The organism is Pseudomonas sp. LS-2 (assembly GCF_003605735.1).
Taxonomy (GTDB): Bacteria; Pseudomonadota; Gammaproteobacteria; order Pseudomonadales; family Pseudomonadaceae; genus Aquipseudomonas.
The window spans coordinates 281,178-300,372 of record NZ_QXTJ01000045.1 but is presented as its reverse complement, the minus strand read 5'-3'; the positions used below and the strand labels follow the sequence as shown (position 1 = coordinate 300,372).

The 19,195-nt window shown below is 58.2% G+C and carries 19 protein-coding genes and 1 pseudogene; 14 read left to right on the top strand and 6 right to left on the bottom strand.

Features of this window, described 5'->3' with window-relative positions:
- Window positions 1–305 precede the first annotated feature (305 nt).
- The 4 genes from D3M70_RS29940 (at window position 306) to moaE (ending at window position 3,100) form a co-directional block, all read left to right on the top strand.
- Window positions 306–1,700 (top strand): PhoH family protein, encoded by a 1,395-nt coding sequence (locus D3M70_RS29940; RefSeq protein ID WP_074753735.1) that lies wholly within the window; start codon window positions 306–308, stop codon window positions 1,698–1,700.
- A gap of 202 nt (window positions 1,701–1,902) precedes the next feature.
- Window positions 1,903–2,388, top strand: a complete 486-nt coding sequence (gene moaC / locus D3M70_RS29935) for a cyclic pyranopterin monophosphate synthase MoaC (protein ID WP_120129687.1) — start codon at window positions 1,903–1,905, stop codon at window positions 2,386–2,388.
- Entirely contained in the window at window positions 2,385–2,636 is a 252-nt protein-coding gene (locus D3M70_RS29930) for a MoaD/ThiS family protein (RefSeq protein WP_165869927.1), read from the top strand. Before moaC ends, D3M70_RS29930 begins: the two co-directional genes overlap by 4 nt.
- Before the next feature lie 2 nt (window positions 2,637–2,638).
- A complete protein-coding gene (gene moaE / locus D3M70_RS29925) occupies window positions 2,639–3,100 on the top strand; it encodes a molybdopterin synthase catalytic subunit MoaE (protein ID WP_120129686.1) in 462 nt (153 codons plus the stop codon).
- A 111-nt stretch (window positions 3,101–3,211) separates the two neighbouring features.
- Here the strand turns inward: moaE and rhlB are convergent.
- Window positions 3,212–4,495, bottom strand: a pseudogene (gene rhlB / locus D3M70_RS29920) (ATP-dependent RNA helicase RhlB); the annotation flags it as partial.
- A gap of 286 nt (window positions 4,496–4,781) precedes the next feature.
- Window positions 4,782–5,438 (bottom strand): alpha/beta hydrolase, encoded by a 657-nt coding sequence (locus D3M70_RS29915; RefSeq protein WP_120129684.1) that lies wholly within the window; start codon window positions 5,436–5,438, stop codon window positions 4,782–4,784.
- Between the two features lie 489 nt (window positions 5,439–5,927).
- On the opposite strand from D3M70_RS29915, the gene D3M70_RS29910 reads away from it, so the two are divergent.
- The 8 genes from D3M70_RS29910 to D3M70_RS29875 all read left to right on the top strand — a co-directional run bounded on the left by D3M70_RS29910 (window position 5,928) and on the right by D3M70_RS29875 (window position 13,605).
- Window positions 5,928–6,959, top strand: coding sequence for an amino acid ABC transporter substrate-binding protein (locus tag D3M70_RS29910; protein ID WP_120129683.1), 1,032 nt, complete (start codon window positions 5,928–5,930; stop codon window positions 6,957–6,959).
- Window positions 6,960–7,026: 67 nt separating this feature from the next.
- Window positions 7,027–8,208: an amino acid ABC transporter permease gene (locus D3M70_RS29905; RefSeq protein WP_120129681.1), complete on the top strand. Its 1,182-nt coding sequence runs from the start codon at window positions 7,027–7,029 to the stop codon at window positions 8,206–8,208.
- Between the two features lie 10 nt (window positions 8,209–8,218).
- Window positions 8,219–9,316, top strand: coding sequence for an amino acid ABC transporter permease (locus tag D3M70_RS29900; protein WP_120129680.1), 1,098 nt, complete (start codon window positions 8,219–8,221; stop codon window positions 9,314–9,316).
- A gap of 10 nt (window positions 9,317–9,326) precedes the next feature.
- The gene (locus D3M70_RS29895) at window positions 9,327–10,091 is read left to right on the top strand and encodes an amino acid ABC transporter ATP-binding protein (RefSeq protein ID WP_081565416.1); all 765 of its coding nucleotides are present in this window, start codon (window positions 9,327–9,329) and stop codon (window positions 10,089–10,091) included.
- 276 nt (window positions 10,092–10,367) lie between these two features.
- Window positions 10,368–11,663: an MFS transporter gene (locus D3M70_RS29890; RefSeq protein ID WP_120129678.1), complete on the top strand. Its 1,296-nt coding sequence runs from the start codon at window positions 10,368–10,370 to the stop codon at window positions 11,661–11,663.
- An 87-nt stretch (window positions 11,664–11,750) separates the two neighbouring features.
- Entirely contained in the window at window positions 11,751–12,236 is a 486-nt protein-coding gene (locus D3M70_RS29885) for a nuclear transport factor 2 family protein (protein ID WP_120129676.1), read from the top strand.
- A 45-nt stretch (window positions 12,237–12,281) separates the two neighbouring features.
- Entirely contained in the window at window positions 12,282–12,608 is a 327-nt protein-coding gene (locus tag D3M70_RS29880) for a GIY-YIG nuclease family protein (RefSeq protein WP_120129675.1), read from the top strand.
- A 64-nt stretch (window positions 12,609–12,672) separates the two neighbouring features.
- Complete coding sequence (locus tag D3M70_RS29875) at window positions 12,673–13,605, top strand: glutathione S-transferase family protein (protein ID WP_120129673.1); 933 nt, start codon at window positions 12,673–12,675, stop codon at window positions 13,603–13,605.
- Between the two features lie 47 nt (window positions 13,606–13,652).
- Here the strand turns inward: D3M70_RS29875 and D3M70_RS29870 are convergent, their stop codons facing one another.
- Entirely contained in the window at window positions 13,653–14,618 is a 966-nt protein-coding gene (locus D3M70_RS29870) for a hypothetical protein (protein WP_120129672.1), read from the bottom strand.
- 360 nt (window positions 14,619–14,978) lie between these two features.
- On the opposite strand from D3M70_RS29870, the gene D3M70_RS31800 reads away from it, so the two are divergent.
- The gene (locus D3M70_RS31800; RefSeq protein WP_133306540.1) at window positions 14,979–16,007 is read left to right on the top strand and encodes a hypothetical protein; all 1,029 of its coding nucleotides are present in this window, start codon (window positions 14,979–14,981) and stop codon (window positions 16,005–16,007) included.
- Between the two features lie 14 nt (window positions 16,008–16,021).
- On the opposite strand, the gene D3M70_RS29860 is transcribed toward D3M70_RS31800, so the two are convergent.
- Both D3M70_RS29860 and yejK read right to left on the bottom strand, forming a co-directional pair.
- Entirely contained in the window at window positions 16,022–16,372 is a 351-nt protein-coding gene (locus D3M70_RS29860; protein ID WP_120129668.1) for a glutaredoxin family protein, read from the bottom strand.
- 5 nt (window positions 16,373–16,377) lie between these two features.
- Window positions 16,378–17,379, bottom strand: a complete 1,002-nt coding sequence (yejK, locus tag D3M70_RS29855) for a nucleoid-associated protein YejK (protein WP_081565405.1) — start codon at window positions 17,377–17,379, stop codon at window positions 16,378–16,380.
- 352 nt (window positions 17,380–17,731) lie between these two features.
- On the opposite strand from yejK, the gene D3M70_RS29850 reads away from it, so the two are divergent.
- Window positions 17,732–18,013: an HU family DNA-binding protein gene (locus D3M70_RS29850; protein WP_003221909.1), complete on the top strand. Its 282-nt coding sequence runs from the start codon at window positions 17,732–17,734 to the stop codon at window positions 18,011–18,013.
- A gap of 140 nt (window positions 18,014–18,153) precedes the next feature.
- Here D3M70_RS29850 and rlmF read toward each other — a convergent pair whose 3' ends face one another.
- A complete protein-coding gene (rlmF, locus tag D3M70_RS29845; protein WP_120129667.1) occupies window positions 18,154–19,182 on the bottom strand; it encodes a 23S rRNA (adenine(1618)-N(6))-methyltransferase RlmF in 1,029 nt (342 codons plus the stop codon).
- Window positions 19,183–19,195 lie beyond the last annotated feature (13 nt).

The window sequence follows — 19,195 nt, the reverse complement described above, 5'->3', positions numbered from 1 at the left end:
TCAGAAAAATCCGAGGATTTCTCGTCGACCGGACTTCCGACTGTAAACGCGTGGAAGACATCCGCCAAGGGCTATTCGTCATGCTGTGAAATAAACTTCGAATTACGTTCAAAACGCTTTTTTATGTCATCGGTTTTGCGGTATTACGACAACAGACCGCCGAACCCTGCAACACAGGTGGCGTCCCCCCAGACCCCACTTTGCGCATTTCTCTCCTGCCTTAAGGGGAGAGCCTCGGCGGCCTTTTCGTGGCGCGACATCGTTTCGTGTGTCGCGTTACCTGGCTTCTACAAAGGTGAGCGAGTATGGATGACCACGGACGCACCCCTTCCTCTAACCAGCCAATCCTCTATGTGCTCGATACCAACGTATTGATTCACGATCCAAACGCTCTGCTGAATTTCGAAGAACACCACGTCGCACTCCCCATGACTGTCCTCGAAGAACTGGACAAGCTCAAGGCGGGCAAGCACTCGGTCGCCGCTGAATGCCGTCAGGCCATCCGGTTGATCGACAAGACACTGGGCGAAGCGACCCCGGAGGAGGTCGAACGAGGCGTACCGATCGATCGCGGTACTGGCGTTTTCAAGGGTTATCTGTCCATCCTGATGAACAAGCGTGAAGAGCCCAACAGCCTTCTGCCCGAGCATCTGAACGACAACATCATCATCAACCAGTTGATTGACCTGCATGCGCGCAAAAAGGACATGCGCATCGTGCTGGTGACCAAAGACATCAACATGCGCCTCAAGGCGCGTGCCTGCGGTATCGCGGCAGAGGATTACAGCACCGACCAACTGGTCGATGACGTATCGATGTTGTCGCGTGGTTATCACACCATGACCGGCTCTTTCTGGGACCGCGTCAGCAAGGTAGACACCCGTCAGGATCACGGTCGCACCTGGCACAAAGTGCAGATGACGGAACAGATTCCGGCCGTCCATATCAACGAGTTCATCATCGACGAGCAGGGCTTCGTCGGCTGGGTCAAAGGCGTGAAGCCGGATGAGTTGCTGCTGCTGGACATGCACCAGGAGCCGCTGCTGCATCAGGAGGCGTGGGGGCTCAAGCCTCGCGACATCTATCAGGGCCTTGCGCTGTTTGCGCTGCTCGATCCCGATATTCACCTGGTCAACCTGTCTGGCGCTGCGGGCTCCGGCAAGACCATCCTGGCGCTGGCCGCTGCCATCGAGCAGACCATGGTCAGCAAGCGTTATCGGCGCATCATCGCCACTCGCAGCGTGCAGGGGCTCGATCAGGAGATTGGCTTCTTGCCCGGTACCGAGGCGGAAAAAATGGAGCCGTGGCTAGGCGCCATCACCGATAACCTGGAAGCGCTGCACATGGATGATGAAAACACCCATGGCAGTGTCGACTACATCCTGAGCAAGGTGCCGTTGCAGTTCAAATCCCTCAACTACATTCGGGGCCGCAGTTTCCAGCAGAGCCTGATCCTGATCGACGAATGCCAGAACCTCACACCGCACCAGATGAAAACCATCATCACTCGTGCCGGTGCGGGTTCCAAGGTGGTCTGCCTGGGTAACCTGGCGCAGATCGACACCCCCTACCTGTCGGCCACGAGTTCAGGGCTGACTTACCTGACGGAGCGCTTCAAGGATTTCCCCAACGGCGTGCACATTACCCTGCAAGGGGTTCCACGCTCGATCCTGGCCGAGTATGCGGAGAGTCATTTGTAACGTCGCCGTTTGAAACTGTGGGAGCCGGCTCGGCTCCCACGTCCTTCTCGCACCACAACTCCCCCGTAGCAGTCCGGCTTGCCGGCGGTGGCGTCATTCAGGTCGCTGCCGCCGGCAAGCCGGACTGCTACAGATTCAAAAGCGGATCGCAGCGTCATCCGCACACGCGCTACAATCGCGGCTCCTGTCCAGGAGTCATCCCGTGCTTACTCATCTCGATTCCCAAGGTCGCGCCAACATGGTCGACGTCACTGAAAAATCCGTGACGTCCCGTGAAGCCGTGGCCGAAGCGCGTGTGCGCATGCTGCCCGAAACCCTGCAAATGATCGTTGCCGGTGGACATCCGAAAGGTGATGTCTTCGCCGTGGCGCGTATTGCTGGCATTCAGGCGGCGAAAAAAACCAGTGATCTGATCCCTCTCTGTCACCCGTTGATGCTGACCAGCGTCAAGGTCGAGCTCAGCGCCGAAGGCACTGACACCGTCCACATCGTCGCTCGCTGCAAACTGTCGGGGCAGACCGGCGTTGAAATGGAAGCCCTGACGGCTGCCAGCGTCGCCGCACTGACCATCTACGACATGTGCAAGGCGGTCGATCGCGGCATGGTCATCGAACAGGTACGCCTGCTTGAAAAGCTCGGCGGCAAGAGCGGGCACTTCGTCGCTGACGAGAAGGTGGAGGCCCCATGAGTATTCACGTGCAGGTTCAGTTCTTTGCTCGCTTCCGGGAGACCCTGGGCACTGAAAGCGAGCGCCTGGAAGGTACGTTCGCCACTGTCGAGGCTGTACGTCAGCATCTGCTGCAGCGCGGTGGAGTCTGGGATGTGCTGAGCGAACAGAGCATTATGTGCGCCCGCAATCAGGAGCTTTGTTCGCTCAACGAACCGGTCGAGCAGGGCGACGAGGTGGCGTTTTTCCCCACTGTCACGGGAGGTTGAGCATGGGCGTTCGCGTGCAGGTCACGGCGTTCGATCCGGGCGCTGAAGTCAACGCGATGCACGACGCCAATGTCGGCGTTGGCGCGGTGGTGAGTTTTATTGGATATGTGCGCGATTTCAACGACGGTCGTGAAGTCGCAGGCATGTTTCTGGAGCATTACCCCGGCATGACCGAGAAGGCGCTGATCAAGATCGCAGACGAGGCGCAACAACGCTGGCCGCTACTCAAGATCGAGGTGCTGCATCGCATCGGTGCGCTCGAGCCAGGAGAGCCGATCGTGTTCGTCGGCGTTGCCAGCGCCCACCGTCAGGCGGCGTTCGAAGCCTGCGATTTCGTCATGGACTACCTGAAAACCCGCGCCCCGTTCTGGAAGAAGGAAAACACTTCGCAAGGGCCGCGTTGGGTGGAGGGGCGAGACAGTGATCACGCGGCTGCGGATCGCTGGAAAAAAGCCGAGCTTTAACTCGGTATGGGTAGGAGCGCGCTTGCCCGCGATAGCGCTGTGTCAGTCACCCAGGAGGTAGCTGAACTCATGCTATCGCGGGCAAGCGCGCTCCTACAGGCGCAGTGTTCGTTACTCCGCCGCAGGCTCAACCCTTGGCTTGCGCACCACGGCCCGCAACAGCTCGGTCGGCGGCATTTCACAGCTGATCTTGCGACCCAGCTTCTCTTCGATCGACGGCAACTGATACGAATCGTCTTCGCCTGCGAAGCTGATCGAGACACCGTCGGCACCTGCGCGACCGGTACGACCGATGCGGTGCACGTAGTCGTCCGGCACTTCCGGCAGGGTGAAGTTGATCACGTGGCTGATACCGTCGATGTGGATTCCCCGACCGGCAACGTCGGTGGCGACCAGCACACGAATCTTGCCTTCGCGGAAGCCTTCCAGGGTCTTGATTCGCTTGTGCTGTGGCACGTCACCTGACAGCTGCGCGGCATTCACGCCATCGCGCACCAGGCGCTCTTCGATCCGGCGCACCTCGTCCTTGCGGTTGGCGAACACCATGACCCGGGACCAGCCGTTGTCGTTGATCAGGTTGAAGAGCAGCTTGTACTTGTCCGCCGCAGCCACCGCATAGATGTGCTGCTCAACGTTGTCACTGGCGACGTTTTCCGACTCGATCTCGACAATCGCAGGGTCGGTAGTCCACTGCTTGGCAAGGTTCATCACGTCGTCGGTGAAAGTTGCCGAGAACAGCAGCGTCTGACGCTCGCCCTTGTGCGGAGTCTGGCGAATGATCGAGCGCACCTGCGGGATGAAACCCATGTCCAGCATGCGGTCGGCTTCGTCCAGCACCATCACTTCGACCATGTCCAGATGCACTTCACCGCGCTGATTGAAGTCCAGCAAACGGCCTGGCGTTGCCACCAGAATGTCGCAGTGTCGCGCTTCCAGTTGTTTGAGCTGTTTATCGAAATCCATGCCACCGACGAACGTCATGACGTTCAGGTCGGTGTATTTGGTCAGTGCAGCGGCGTCTTTGGCGATCTGAACCACCAACTCACGGGTCGGTGCAATGATCAGTGCGCGAGGCTCGCCCATGTACCGCTCTTTCGGCGGTGGGGTCTGGGTCAACTGAGTGATGATCGAGATCAGGAACGCGGCGGTCTTGCCGGTGCCGGTCTGTGCGCGACCGATCGCATCCTTGCCCTTGAGGGTGAAGCCCAGAACGCCTGCCTGAATCGGCGTGCAATACGGGAAGCCCAGGTCCTGAATGGCGTGCATCAGTTCGGGTGCGAGCGGGAAGTCATGAAAGCGGGTCTTGCCTTCTGCGGGGTCGACCACGAAATCTTCGATTTTCCACGGCGCAACCACAGGCTTGGGCGCGCGTTCGCGGCGAGGTCGCTCGGCCTTTGCCCGCGTGGGGGCGGGTGAGCTTGAGGCCTCTGGTTCCGCAGTGTGCGCTACAGGCGTAGCGAGTTCCCGGTATGAGCCTTCGGTCGGGCTTTTGGAAGCGGGGAGGGGAGCAGCGGGTGCGAGCTGCTCAGCCTCGCTTTTACCGAACATTTTTTTAAGTGCTTTGAGCACGGTCATCTCGTCGATTGATTAAGGAATGTACGCCCGGCAGTGTAAAGCAAGAACCCGGCCGGGCGTAGTGCCCTACCAAATTCACACGACAAATGAAAGCAAGAAATGGTGGTTAACGCAGCCGGTCCCCGAGCCAGGCGCCTATGTCGGCAATCTCCTGCGGTAACACTTCGTGGCCCATTGGGTATTCCTGCCATGTCGCGGTGACGCCGTGCGACTTCAGATGCTCGTAGGCGGTGCGGCCCATGGCGTTCTGGACAACTTCGTCATAAATGCCGTGCAGACAATACGCCGGAATGCGCTGTTGGCTGGCCGACAGAGCCATGTCATCACTGAACGTCGGTGCATAGGTGGACAGCGCGAGAACGCCGCCCAGCGGGCCTTCCCAACGCAGGAATGCGGTATGCAGCACCACTGCGCCGCCTTGGGAAAAACCGGCCAGGAAGATTCTAGCGGGATCGATGCCGCTGTCACGCTGCCCTTCGATCAGGGTCAGGATGCGCTGGGCCGAGCCTTCAAGTTGTCCGCTGTCAATGGCGCGGGCCGGACTCATGGCCTTGATGTCATACCAGCTCGGCATTTCATACCCGCCGTTGACGGTAACGGCACGGGTCGGCGCTTGCGGGAGAACGAAGCGGGTTGTCAGCAGGTTCTGCTGGAGGGCTTCGGCAACCGGCAGGAAGTCATAACGGTCGGCGCCCAGGCCGTGCAACCAGATGACGCAGGCATCGACGGACTTTTCCGGTTCGATGATCAGGGGTTCGCTCATGTGTGCTCCAATTGTGTGCAGCGGCTCTGGCGCAGCGCCTTAAGGCGGTGCGCAGCCTATATCGAGATATGAAAGAAGATGTCGCAAGACTACAAGTTTTGATCTTGACCTGTCGCTAATTCGAGTTTGCCACCATGGTGGTACGCGCTTTGCTACGAAAGCTTCGGAGTGAAGGCGCTCACTTTGGCGGTAACACTATTAGGCTATTAATCATGCAGCCTAACGTTACGCTGAGGCAGCAGGGAATCCATCGATGAGGATTCCGGCACGATTCGCTTTGGACCTCGGGGTTCAAGGACATCTGGGGGCTTCAGTCCATTTGACCAAATCGGGTCCGCAAACATGTCAGGCCGGTTGCCTGACGCCGGTGGCGGATCCGGGTCTTACGTCGCATGACCCAAAAACAAGCCAGCACGGGTCATCAATGCCTCACAAGGGTGCGACGGGGCTGAAGCTCCTACACAACAAAGAGCAAACTTGGAGGTTTGAATGAAGATGTTGAAATCCACCCTGGCTGTAGTGGCCGCCGCAGCAGCACTCGGCATGACCGGTTTCGCTCAAGCGGGCGCAAAACTCGATGCCATTCAGAAGAAAGGCTTCATCCAGTGCGGCGTGAGCGACGGTCTGCCAGGTTTCTCGGTACCTGACAAAAGCGGCACCATCCAGGGTATCGATGCGGACTTCTGCCGCGCAGTCGCGGCTGCCGTTTTTGGCGACGCCAAGAAGGTCAAGTTCAGCCAGTTGAACGCCAAAGAGCGTTTCACTGCGCTGCAGTCTGGCGAGATCGACATCCTGTCGCGTAACACCACCTGGACCAGCTCCCGCGATGCGAGCATGGGTCTGGAATTCCCGGGCTTCGTGACTTACTACGACGGCGTTGGCTTCCTGGCCAACAGCAAGCTGGGCGTGAAGAGTGCCAAGGAACTGGACGGCGCGACCATCTGTATTCAAGCCGGTACCACCACCGAGCTGAACGTGTCCGACTACTTCCGCGCCAACAACCTCAAGTACACCCCGATCACCTTCGACACCTCTGACGAAAGCGCCAAGTCGCTGGAGTCCGGTCGTTGCGACGTGCTGACCTCCGACAAATCGCAGCTGTACGCACAGCGCTCCAAGCTGGCCTCGCCGAAAGACTACGTCGTTCTGCCTGAAACCATCTCCAAAGAGCCTCTGGCACCGGTTGTTGCCCGTGGTGACGACGAATGGACTGCCATCGTTCGCTGGGTTGGCTACGCACTGCTGAACACCGAAGAAGCTGGCATCACGTCGAAAAACGTTGAAGCCGAAGCCAAGTCCACCAAAAACCCTGACGTTGCCCGTCTGCTGGGCGCTGACGGTGACTACGGCCCGCAGCTGAAACTGAAGAAGGACTGGGTTGTTCAGATCGTTGCTCAAGTAGGTAACTACGGCGAAATCTTCGACAAGAACCTGGGTAAAACCACCCCTCTGGAAATCGACCGTGGCATGAACGCCCTGTGGACCAACGGCGGCATTCAATACGCGCCACCAGTGCGTTGATTGACCTGCACCCGGCTATGTGAATCGTGGCCGGGTGCTTCGTTGCATTCTTCTTCTGGGGCACTCCATGCAAAATCAAATCAGCGCACCAAAGCAGAGGCTATCCCTCAGCGATCCCAAAGTGCGTGCGTGGCTATTTCAGATAATCACGGTTATCGCTGTAGTCGCGATGGGTTGGTATCTGTTCGATAACACTCAAACCAACCTGCAACACCGGGGCATCACTTCAGGTTTCGGTTTCCTTGAAAACAGTGCCGGCTTCGGCATCGCGCAGCATCTGATTCCTTTCACAGAGTCCGACAGCTACGCGCGAGTTTTCCTTATCGGTTTGCTCAACACGCTGCTGGTGACGTTCATTGGCGTGATTCTCGCGACATTGCTGGGCTTCATCGTTGGCGTGGCGCGTCTGTCAAACAACTGGATCATCAACAAGCTGGCGACTGTTTACGTCGAAGTGTTCCGTAACATTCCGCCGCTGCTGCAGATCCTGTTCTGGTACTTCGCTGTGTTCCTGACGCTGCCGGGGCCTCGTGCGGCGCATGGCTTCCTCGGTTCGTTCTTCGTCAGCAGCCGTGGTCTGAACATGCCCGCGGCGATCACCAACGATGCAACCTGGCCATTCGTGATCAGCATCGTGCTGGCCATCGTCGCTATCGTGTTCATGACCAAGTGGGCGAACAAGCGCTTCGAAGCCACGGGCGTTCCGTTCCACAAGTTCTGGGCGGGCCTGGCTCTTCTCATCGTGATCCCGGCACTGTGTGCGCTGATCTTCGGTGCGCCGGTTCACTGGGAATTGCCGGTACTCAAGGGCTTCAACTTCGTCGGCGGCTGGGTACTGATCCCTGAACTGCTGGCGTTGACCCTGGCCTTGACCGTATATACCGCGGCGTTCATCGCCGAGATCGTGCGGTCGGGCATCAAGTCGGTCAGCCACGGCCAGACCGAAGCTGCGCGTTCCCTGGGCCTGCGCCCGGGTCCGACTCTGCGCAAGGTCATCATTCCGCAAGCGTTGCGAGTGATCATTCCGCCGTTGACCAGCCAATACCTGAACCTGGCGAAGAACTCCTCGCTGGCGGCCGGTATCGGTTATCCGGAAATGGTTTCGCTGTTCGCCGGTACCGTGCTCAACCAGACCGGTCAGGCCATCGAAGTCATTGCCATCACCATGAGCGTGTACCTGGCGATCAGTATCAGCATTTCCCTGCTGATGAACTGGTACAACAAGCGCATTGCGCTGATCGAGCGGTGAGGAAACGCGCATGACATCCCATACTTTCAAACCCGACATGCCGCCGCCGAGCAAAGTTTTCGGCCCGGTTGCATGGATGCGCCAGAACCTGTTCTCGAACTGGATCAACACCCTGTTGACCCTGTTCGCGATCTACCTGATCTGGCTGGTCGTTCCCCCCCTGCTGAGCTGGACCCTCTTCGATGCCAACTGGGTTGGTACTACGCGCGCCGATTGCACCAAGGCAGGCGCCTGCTGGGTGTTCATCGAACAGCGTTTCGGCCAGTTCATGTACGGCTACTATCCGCAGGAACTGCGCTGGAGGGTCGATCTGACTGTCTGGCTGGCGATCATCGGCGTTGCGCCGTTGTTCATCAAAGCCATGCCACGCAAGGCGGTCTACGGCCTGAGCTTTCTGGTGATCTACCCGATCGTCGCTTACTTCCTGCTGCACGGCGGCGTCTTCGGCATGACCGAAGTGGCCACCAGTCAGTGGGGCGGCCTGATGCTGACACTGGTGATCGCCACCGTCGGCATCGCCGGCGCATTGCCGCTGGGCGTGGTTCTGGCGCTCGGACGCCGTTCCGACATGCCGGCGATCCGTGTGATCTGCGTGACCTTCATCGAGTTCTGGCGTGGCGTTCCGTTGATCACCGTGCTGTTCATGTCCTCCGTGATGTTGCCGCTGTTCCTGCCCGAAGGCATGAACTTCGACAAGCTGCTGCGCGCGCTGATCGGCGTGATCATGTTCCAGTCGGCCTATGTGGCTGAAGTGGTGCGTGGTGGCATGCAGGCCATCCCGAAAGGTCAGTACGAAGCGGCTGCTGCGATGGGCCTGGGCTACTGGCGCCGGATGGGCCTGGTGATTCTGCCGCAAGCGTTGAAGCTGGTGATTCCGGGTCTCGTGAACACTGTGATCGCACTGTTCAAGGACACCAGTCTGGTGATCATCATCGGCCTGTTCGACCTGCTCAACAGCGTCAAACAAGCTGCCGCCGATCCGAACTGGCTCGGCATGGCGACCGAGGGTTACGTGTTCGCGGCCCTGGTGTTCTGGATCTTCTGTTTCGGCATGTCCCGCTACTCCATGCATTTGGAGCGTAAGTTGGACACAGGCCACAAGCGTTAGGAGTTATGTGATGAGTGAAGCTATCAGCAAGCCTCTGGGCGCCGAAGGCATGATCCGCATGGAAGGCGTACATAAATGGTACGGCCAGTTCCATGTATTGAAAGACATCAACCTGAACGTGCGTCAGGGCGAGCGTATCGTCCTGTGTGGCCCGTCGGGCTCGGGCAAGTCGACCACCATTCGCTGCCTCAACCGTCTGGAAGAACACCAGCAAGGTCGCATCGTCGTTGATGGCACCGAACTGACTTCGGACCTCAAGCAGATCGAAACCATTCGCCGCGAAGTGGGTATGGTGTTCCAGCACTTCAACCTGTTTCCGCACCTGACCATTCTGCAGAACTGCACACTGGCCCCGATGTGGGTGCGCAAGATGCCGAAGAAGAAAGCCGAAGAAATCGCCATGCACTACCTGGAGCGCGTACGCATTCCAGAGCAGGCGCACAAGTATCCCGGTCAGTTGTCCGGCGGTCAGCAGCAACGTGTGGCCATCGCTCGCGCGCTGTGCATGAAGCCGAAAATCATGCTGTTCGACGAACCGACCTCGGCCCTTGACCCTGAAATGGTGAAAGAGGTGCTGGACACCATGGTCGGCCTGGCTGAAGAAGGCATGACCATGCTTTGCGTGACCCACGAAATGGGCTTTGCCCGCACCGTGGCCAATCGCGTGATCTTCATGGACAAAGGCGAAATCGTCGAACAGGCCGCGCCGAACGACTTCTTCGACAACCCGCAAAGCGACCGTACCAAGCTGTTCCTCAGCCAGATTCTGCACTGAGTCGATAGCCGCTTTACCAACGAACCCGGGCCATGTGCCCGGGTTTTTTATTACGAATCTCTGTAGGAAAGCGCTTGCCCGCGAATGCTTTAAACCGGGGGGCGGGTTTGCCCGGCACCGGCCCATCGCGGGCAAGCGCGCTTCTACAATCGGCCACCTGGCCTTGGGCGCAAAACTGTACCCAATCCGCGCGAAACTTGTGTTCTTTGCCGTTCTCCAACAGGATTGCATCTTTGCGCACTGCGCTGCTTCACATCCTGCCTCCACGAGAATCCCATGACGACCAAGGCGCCACCGGCGAGCGACACGCTATCCCCTTCAAAACAACACCACGATATCGATGAACTGTTGATCGATGCCGAGGCTGACGACGAGCAAGTCCAGCAACATCGCCCCGTGCTCAAGCGCCCGTGGTTTCTATTGTTGGGGCTGGTGTTGGTCGCGCTGAACTTGCGACCGGCATTGTCGAGCATGGCGCCGCTGCTTAGCGAGGTGTCCAAAAGCCTCGGGCTGTCCGCCGCAACGGCGGGCCTGCTGACGACATTGCCAGTGTTGTGCCTCGGCCTGTTTGCGCCTCTCGCGCCGGTCCTGGCGCGCCGCTTCGGTAGCGAGCGCGTGGTCTTGGGCATTTTGCTGACACTGACCTGCGGCATCATTCTGCGCAGTTCGTTTGGTCCTGTCGGATTGTTCGCTGGCAGCATCATGGCGGGTGCGAGCATCGGTATCATTGGCGTGTTGTTGCCCGGTATCGTCAAGCGGGACTTCGCCAAACAGGCCGGGACCATGACCGGCGTGTACACCATGGCCCTGTGTCTTGGGGCTGCTGTGGCAGCCGGCTCCACGGTGCCACTGAGCCAGTTCTTCGGTAATAGCTGGAACATGGGCCTGGGCTTCTGGATTGTCCCGGCGCTGTTGGCCGCGATTTTCTGGTGGCCGCAAACTCGCCAACGTCATGGCCAGCATCAGGCGTCCTACCGGGTCCGGGGCCTTTTCCGCGACAAGCTGGCACGGCAGGTCACTTTGTACATGGGCCTGCAATCGTCTTTGGCCTACATCGTGTTCGGCTGGTTGCCGTCCATTCTCATCGGTCGTGGTCTGACGCCGACCGAGGCAGGGTTGCTGCTCTCGGGCTCGATCATGGTCCAATTGATCAGTTCGCTGGCCGCACCTTGGCTCGCCACCCGTGGCAAGGATCAGCGCGTTGCCATCTTGCTGGTCATGCTGCTCACGCTCGCCGGGCTCTACGGCTGTTTGTATGCGCCCCTCAATCAACTGTGGATCTGGGCCGTCGTCCTCGGTCTGGGGCAGGGCGGTACGTTCAGTCTGGCCCTGACCTTGATCGTGCTGCGTTCCCGTGATTCACACGTCGCTGCGAACCTGTCGAGCATGGCTCAAGGCGTGGGTTACACGCTGGCTTCGCTGGGGCCGTTCGCAGTGGGTGTGGTGCATGACTGGACCGGCAACTGGAACTCCGTGGGCTGGATCTTCGGCATCATCGGCGTGCTTGCAATAGTTGCCGGTATGGGCGCAGGCCGCGCGCTTTATGTCGACGTAACCAGCGAAAAAATCTGAGTTACGGTATTTGCATCGCAAATGTCCATGGCAAAAACAGGTGGCGGCGCTTATCGTGCAGACACCTTTCCCATGGACATTCCCCGCATGAGCGATCCCCTTCCGAGCGAGCAACACAGCGCGCTGATCTACGACTTCTATGACGCGTTCAATCGCCTCGATGCCGAGGCCATGGCCGCCTGCTACACCGAAGACGTGGTATTCAGCGATCCGGTGTTCGGTGAGCTGCGCGGTCGTGATGCCGGGGACATGTGGCGCATGTTGACCTCGCGTGCCAGGGACTTCTCGGTGCGATTCGACAACGTGCGTGCGGACGACCGATCGGGAGGTGCGCATTGGGTGGCGACGTACCTGTTCAGCCAGACCGGTCGCACGGTGGTCAACGATATCCAGGCGCGCTTCGTGTTCCGCGACGGCAAGATCTGCGAGCATCACGACCACTTCGATCTCTGGCGCTGGTCGCGTCAGGCCCTCGGTATGAAAGGCATCCTGCTGGGCTGGACGCCGCTGGTGCAGAACGCCATTTGTGCGCAGGCGCAGAAGGGTTTGAAGGCGTTTCAGGCGGGCCGCTGAGGCTCTGCTAGAATCGCCGATCCTGTACTGCCTCTCCGATCCCCTATGTCTGACGCCGCGATTGCCCCGCAACCTGCTCTTGAAGGCGCCACGCCAAAACCATGGTTCGTTTATTTGGTACGTGCGGCCAATGGTGCGTTGTACTGCGGCATCAGCGACGACCCTCATCGTCGCTTTGAAAAGCATCAGAGTGGCAAAGGCGCGCGTTTTTTTTACTCCAGTCCGGCGGTGGCATTGGTATACGTCGAGGCCTGCCGCGACAAGGGGGATGCGCTACGCCAGGAACGCCTGATCAAAAAGCTGCGCAAGAGTGCCAAGGAGGCGCTGGCGGCGAGCTTTATCCACACCGTTGATGCGTCGCCATCAGCCTGAGCGGGTAGGCCCCAAGCGTCGGGACGGCTAAGCTGTCGGTTTATCCTCGCGGATGGACCAAAGCATGTCAGAGCTGATTCTTCATCATTACCCAGCGTCGCTGTTCGCCGAAAAGGCCCGTCTGATGCTTGGCTTTAAAGGGTTGTCGTGGCGTTCGGTCACCATCCCGCCGATCATCCCCAAACCGGATTTGACGGCCCTGACCGGTGGCTATCGCAAGACCCCGGTCTTGCAGGTCGGTGCTGACATTTATTGCGATACCTCGCTCATCGCCCGTCGTCTCGAGGCAGAAAAGTCATCGCCGACCTTGTTCCCCGAAGGGCAGGAATTCACTGCCGCCAGTCTGGCTGGATGGGCTGATTCTGTATTGTTTCTGCACTCGGTCAGCCTGGTATTTCAACCGGCATCGCTGGCAATACGTTTTGCCAAGCTGCCGCCCGAAGCCGTGAAAGCCTTCGTCGCCGACCGGGCTAACTTGTTCAGCGGCGGTAGTGCAACTCGTGTGCCGCTCGAGTTGGCGCAGTATCAATGGCCGACTCTGATGGGCCGACTTGAAACTCAACTTGAACGCAATGGCGACTTCTTGTTGGGCATCCCCTCGATTGCCGATTTTTCAGTGGCCCACACTTTGTGGTTTCTCAAGCAGACCCCGGTTACAGCAGCGCTGGTGGATGACTATCCGGCCGTGCTGTCGTGGTACCAACGGATAATCGGCTTTGGGCACGGTGCGCCAAGGGAGTTGAGTTCGGCAGATGCAGTTGAAGTTGCTCGACGAGCGACCCCGGCTGCACTGCCTCAGGCGACGTTGACCGATCCCGCTGGCTTTCAGGTTGGCCAGCAGGTCGCTGTCTCAGCGGTGGATTATGGCGTCGACCCCGTGCGCGGCGAGCTGGTGTTCAGCGGCTATGAAGAAATCATCCTGCGCCGTGAAGATGAGCGCGCGGGTGTCGTGCATGTCCACTTCCCGCGCTATGGCTTTCAGATCACAACCATTTGACGTTAACCCCAAAACCCTAACCCATCATTCAGGGCGCCACTGTTTAGCTACTGAGCTATGGCTTGATCAGCCGGGTCGTAGCTGAAAATATCGCCAGTAGCATTGGCGAAGTTGAGCCGTAAGATCGGAACGTTGTAGCCCGCATTGTTCATCTTCCGCTGAAAATTACGCGCTGTAGTGAGCGCCCCTGCCTTACTGATGTCCCAGAAAAAAGCGGCTATGTATTTGGGCATTTGGCTGCCGTCGCCATAGTTGCTCAACAGAATCTCGTTCCAGATGTTTTGCAGGGCAGGGAAATCGTCTCGCGAGGCAATCATGTTGTTCCAGCCATGCTGGCTGTCGATGTTCCACGAGCATTGGCGGGTGCGGGTCTGTCCCACGCTCTGAAAATGTACATCCCACTGCTTGGCAGTGGTGATACCGAGCCCCGCGCACGATCCCCACGCGTATGCGGAATTGTCGTCATTGGGCGTTATCGCGGCGTCATTCTTGACGTGCCTGCCGCGATAACCGCAACCCTTATGCCCGTTGGCGGTGGATGTACCGGCGTCATAGGGATAAAGGCAGATAAAGCCGGACTCCAGTGCCGGAAGACGATGAGCGACTCCATCAATGCGATTGCGCAGGATAAACCCGGCTGGGTGATACAGCGTTTTCTGTATGACCCCCCGACGCAACCATGAGTAGGATGTCGCACCGACCGCGACGGCGCTTGGACTGTACATCCATGGATTGAAGGCGCCGTCGTCGACCGTTCTGACCAAGACCCCACTGCAGTAATAATGCCCTCGGGGCTTGCCACTGCCATATTCCCGGCAATCAGTCGTCGTCTCCTTATAGTTAGTGAGTACATCCGCCAGTACCTCGGCCGGTTTCTGTAGTTGAGCAGTGGGGGTAATTCCGGTGGTTGTATTGGCGGGGGTGGGATGGGGGGAGAGAATAGGCTGAGGGTTCTGAGATGAACAGGCGACCAATAATATCAATAACGGGGCGAAGAGTATCGAGGCCTTCATGGCGGTTTATCTCCATTGACGATGCGAGGTGTCTACCCAGTAATGGAAGTTTGTTATTCACCGCGTGTCAATCTGAGCGCCTACGTATTTTTTGAAGATATATCAGTACGTGAAACTCGCTAGCCTTTTTTGATAACCCTTCGAAATTAATGTGGACAGATGTGATCGCCAAGGCGTCTTCAGTTGCATCATTTCGACATTAAATGGTGAATGTGATTTCGAAATAATCTAAATGATCAGCGTGCATCAGTGATTAATACCGAATCGAAATCATCGCTATCGCTAACCTGTCTAATGCCAAAAAAGTCAGTGCCTACCCTTGGGGAAAGGAGTGATTAGGGACATCCAGTGGAGGGGCTTATGATGAAGAGATCGTTGCTGCTGCCGGGGTTGATAATGGCCGTTTTGATCGGGTGCTCTGCTCAGGCCCCCGAGCGAGGTTCCAACGGCACATCGGGTCGCGTAGCGCCGAATCGCTCATTGTTTACGGGCCCTAACGCTGCGGTGCAGACTTCGCTGAGCGATGGGCCGGGCATTACGGCACTGATCAACAATAATTACAACGAAGACACGACTTCTTGCACGGAGTATGGGACAGGTAAAGCACGGGGCTATTATTTCTGCACTGGGGTGTTATTGCGCACCACCGATAACGGTAATTTCAATCCTTGGGAGTCCAGTCCAACGGCATTGCAACTGAGGGCAACATCCTATGCCTGGATTCGGCATGATATGAAGACCTCTTCGCTCTATAAAGGCGCCGGCTTCATTCTTTTAAATCCTGCGGATATTTTGGCAGGGGCAGTGCCAGGGCTGGATTTTCTTCGATGGGGAGGCACCCGTGCGACGGCGGTGCAGTGTGTTTATCCCTTCGATGCCTGGACAACACGAACGATGGATCGCAACCGCTTTGGTTGTGATGAGGAAGGCACGGGACTTGGATCTCCAGAGCTGACCAATACCTACGGAAGTTGTGATAATAAATTCGGCTTTACTACGACGGAACAGTGGAACAATCATTTTCGGTCAGTCGGGCAACTTTATCACCGGCAATGTTCCTGGAATGCTGATAATGCTCAGGGTTGGCGCAACATGATCGCCTCTCACAACAGTTTTCCCGGCCAGGTCTATTGGAATGAGGTGATGTTTTACAACTGGGGGCCGGGAGGGCAGGCAGCGACCAGTGCCAATGAAATGATACGCAGATGGACCGTAGCCTATTTTTACGATCAGGCTGCCGCTGGCGCGCTCGCCACCGCGCAAGTGTTTCAACAAAAAATGGCGGCGACGGGCAAGCGTGTCCCGATTTTGCGGCTGAACTTCACGGCACCGGCAGCCAATCGCTTTGAATTTCGCGCAGCCGATCAATCTGCCGGGGCCTACCCCTAAAAATGAACAGCGCTTCATTTCAATGCGGCGAGAATCTCGTCCGGGGAAAATCCTCTGATCAGCGTACCATTCACGTCGATCAGAGGAATCCCGCGTCCACCCAGCGCTTCATACGCCTTGCGTCCTTCAACCGACTGCTCGATGTCGTACTCGGTGTAGGGAATGCCCTTGCTGTCGAGAAAACGCCGCGTCTGTTTGCAGTACCCACACCAGTCGGTGGCGTACATCGTGACCCTGGCCTGCGCCTGAACCTGCGCGGGCACCGCTCGGGACGGATTGACGAAGTGTTCGATCTTGCCCCAGTTCTGATAGGCCACGACCACCAGCATGATCAGGACGAACTTCTTCAGGGTGCGCGTGAGCATGGCTGTCAGCGCCGCTTGAGTTGATCGGTGAGCTGGGTTGGCAGGCCCTTGATGATCAGGGTGCCTTTTTCTTCGTCGTACTCGATCTTGTCGCCCAGCAGGTGCGCTTCGAAGCTGATCGACAGGCCTTCGGCGCGACCGGTGAAGCGGCGGAACTGATTGAGGGTGCGCTTATCGGCCGGGATCTCTGGCGACAACCCGTAATCCTTGTTGCGAATGTGTTCGTAGAATGCGCGCGGGCGGTCTTCGTCGATAAGGCCGGACAGCTCTTCCAGTGCAATGGGTTCACCCATCTTGCTCTGGCTGCTGGCGTAATCGACCAGGGCCTTGGTCTTTTCCCGGGTCGATTCTTCCGGCAGGTCTTCGCTTTCGACGAAATCGCTGAAGGCCTTGAGCAGCGTGCGAGTTTCGCCGGGCCCGTCGACGCCTTCCTGGCAGCCGATGAAGTCGCGGAAGTATTCCGAGACCTTTTTGCCGTTCTTGCCCTTGATGAACGAGATGTACTGTTTGGAGGCCTTGTTGTTCTGCCACTCGGAAATATTGATTCGCGCGGCCAGGTGCAACTGGCCCAGATCCAGATGCCGAGACGGGGTGACGTCCAGTTCTTCGTTCACCGCCACGCCTTCGCTGTGGTGCAGCAGGGCAATGGCCAGGTATTCCGTCATACCCTGTTGATAGTGGGCGAACAGTACGTGTCCACCGACCGACAGATTGGACTCTTCCATCAGCTTCTGCAGATGCTCGACTGCCACACGACTGAATGCGGTGAAGTCCTTGCCGTCGTCGAGGTACTCCTTCAGCCAGCCGCTGAATGGGTGGGCGCCGGACTCGGGGTGAAACAGACCCCAGGCCTTGCCTTGTTTGGCGTTGTAGCTCTCGTTGAGGTCGGCCAGCATGTTCTCGATGGCCTGGGACTCCGCGAGTTCGGAGTCTCGAGCGTGGAGGACTGCGGGCGTACCGTCGGGTTTCTTGTCGATCAGGTGAACGATGGCGTGACGGATCGGCATGGATTTCTCGGCTGCTGAAGTGGAACTGAACGGGTGACGCAGGGCCCGTGCGAAAGTCGGCAAGTGTACCGCAACCTGCCGCGCGGGCGCCCTGATGAGGCCGAAAACAGGGCTCAAAACAGTGATATATGACTTTTTTGCCTTTCAGGCGCGATAAAGCTGACCAAATGGGTAGGTAGGTGCGGATATTTGCTTGGCTCTGTGCTAGTTTTGCCCGGTCTTGCGCACTGAAGCGCGCCAAGCACGCAGTTTGTGGGCGTTCGGCCGAACCAAAGGCCGATTTGAGTATCTACATTTCGCGTCTGTGCACACTCTGCAAACCAAATGAATTTGATAGGGAAGGAACACCACCATGGCTCTGACTAAAGACCAATTGATCGCCGATATCGCAGAAGCTATCGACGCGCCTAAAACCACCGCGCGCAATGCTCTGGACCAATTGGGCCAAATCGTCGCGGACCAGCTGGAAAACGGCGGCGAAATCACCCTGCCAGGCATTGGCAAGCTGAAAGTGACCGAGCGTCCTGCCCGTACTGGCCGTAACCCTTCGACTGGCGCAGCCATCGAAATCCCTGCAAAGAAAGTGATCAAGCTGGTTGTGGCCAAAGGCCTGACCGACGCAGTCAACAAGTAAGCGACAACGCCTCCTTGTTGTAAGAGGAAACCGTGTGACGGAGCGATCCGAACACGGTTTTTTTGTGCCTGGGATTTGAAGGCCGCGAGGCTCGCGTGCGGCAGTCCGGCTTCGGCGGCGGCGATTTCAGCGTGCAGGGATCATTGAGCCTGCCGCGGCCAGCGTTGCTCGCGCCACGCATCCTGCTGCGCCTTGTCGTGAAAGGTCCAGGCCACGAAGCGGCTCTGTTTCTGCCCCTGCGACATCTCGACGACGTGGCTCTCCAGCGCACCGACTTTCTTCAGCGTGCTGTGAATCAAAGGCAGATTGGACGCCTTCGAGACCAGTGTGCTGAACCACAGCACTTGCCTGGGGACCGCTGCGCTCTCCGTGATCAATTGCGCCACAAACCGCGCCTCGCCACCTTCGCACCACAGTTCAGCGGCCTGCCCGCCGAAGTTCAGCACCGGCAGCTTGCGCTTGGGATCCGCTTTGCCCAGTGCACGCCACTTGCGTTGACTGCCGCGCAAAGCGTCCTCGGCAGAGGCGTGGAAGGGCGGGTTGCACAGGCTGATGTCGAAGCGTTCATCAGGTTGCAACAGATCGACGAGGATGTGTTTGCGGTTGTTCTGCTGGCGCAGGTTGATGGCCTTGCCCAGGTTGTTGGCCTTGACGATGGTGGTCGCCGATGCCAGTGCGATCTTGTCGATGTCCGAACCCAGGAACTGCCAGCCGTAGTCGCTGTGACCGATCAGTGGGTAGACGCAGTTGGCGCCGGTGCCGATGTCCAGCGCCTTGACCACCGCGCCACGAGGGATGACCCCGTCGTTGCAGTCGGCCAGGAGGTCTGCCACAAAATGCACATAATCAGCACGGCCGGGGATCGGCGGGCACAGGTAGTCCGCAGGGATGTCCCAATGCGCGATGCCATAGAAAGCTTTGAGCAGCGCACGATTGAATACACGCACCGCTGCAGGGTTGGCGAAATCGATGCTTTCCTTGCCGTACGGGTTGGTGATCACGAACTTGCCCAGTTCCGGGCTGCCTTTGATCAGGCGCGGGAAGTCGTAATGGCCCTGATGGCGATTGCGCGGATGCAGGCTGGCCTTTTCACGGGGCTCGGCAGGTTTTGCCGTTTGCGCCGGTTTTGGCTTTTTGCGCGGTGGTTTGGGTTTTTCCTGCGTAGTCAATTTCGATTCTCTT

Bases quoted from the DNA above. Each gene is read 5' to 3' on its own strand.
- D3M70_RS29940 (WP_074753735.1), top strand. From the start codon at position 306: ATGGATGACCACGGACGCACCCCTTCCTCTAACCAGCCAATCCTCTAT.
- D3M70_RS29930 (WP_165869927.1), top strand. From the start codon at position 2,385: ATGAGTATTCACGTGCAGGTTCAGTTCTTTGCTCGCTTCCGGGAGACC.
- moaE (WP_120129686.1), top strand. From the start codon at position 2,639: ATGGGCGTTCGCGTGCAGGTCACGGCGTTCGATCCGGGCGCTGAAGTC.
- D3M70_RS29915 (WP_120129684.1), bottom strand. From the start codon at position 5,438: ATGAGCGAACCCCTGATCATCGAACCGGAAAAGTCCGTCGATGCCTGC.
- D3M70_RS29910 (WP_120129683.1), top strand. From the start codon at position 5,928: ATGAAGATGTTGAAATCCACCCTGGCTGTAGTGGCCGCCGCAGCAGCA.
- D3M70_RS29905 (WP_120129681.1), top strand. From the start codon at position 7,027: ATGCAAAATCAAATCAGCGCACCAAAGCAGAGGCTATCCCTCAGCGAT.
- D3M70_RS29900 (WP_120129680.1), top strand. From the start codon at position 8,219: ATGACATCCCATACTTTCAAACCCGACATGCCGCCGCCGAGCAAAGTT.
- D3M70_RS29895 (WP_081565416.1), top strand. From the start codon at position 9,327: ATGAGTGAAGCTATCAGCAAGCCTCTGGGCGCCGAAGGCATGATCCGC.
- D3M70_RS29890 (WP_120129678.1), top strand. From the start codon at position 10,368: ATGACGACCAAGGCGCCACCGGCGAGCGACACGCTATCCCCTTCAAAA.
- D3M70_RS29885 (WP_120129676.1), top strand. From the start codon at position 11,751: ATGAGCGATCCCCTTCCGAGCGAGCAACACAGCGCGCTGATCTACGAC.
- D3M70_RS29880 (WP_120129675.1), top strand. From the start codon at position 12,282: ATGTCTGACGCCGCGATTGCCCCGCAACCTGCTCTTGAAGGCGCCACG.
- D3M70_RS29875 (WP_120129673.1), top strand. From the start codon at position 12,673: ATGTCAGAGCTGATTCTTCATCATTACCCAGCGTCGCTGTTCGCCGAA.
- D3M70_RS29870 (WP_120129672.1), bottom strand. From the start codon at position 14,618: ATGAAGGCCTCGATACTCTTCGCCCCGTTATTGATATTATTGGTCGCC.
- D3M70_RS31800 (WP_133306540.1), top strand. From the start codon at position 14,979: ATGATGAAGAGATCGTTGCTGCTGCCGGGGTTGATAATGGCCGTTTTG.
- D3M70_RS29860 (WP_120129668.1), bottom strand. From the start codon at position 16,372: ATGCTCACGCGCACCCTGAAGAAGTTCGTCCTGATCATGCTGGTGGTC.
- yejK (WP_081565405.1), bottom strand. From the start codon at position 17,379: ATGCCGATCCGTCACGCCATCGTTCACCTGATCGACAAGAAACCCGAC.
- D3M70_RS29850 (WP_003221909.1), top strand. From the start codon at position 17,732: ATGGCTCTGACTAAAGACCAATTGATCGCCGATATCGCAGAAGCTATC.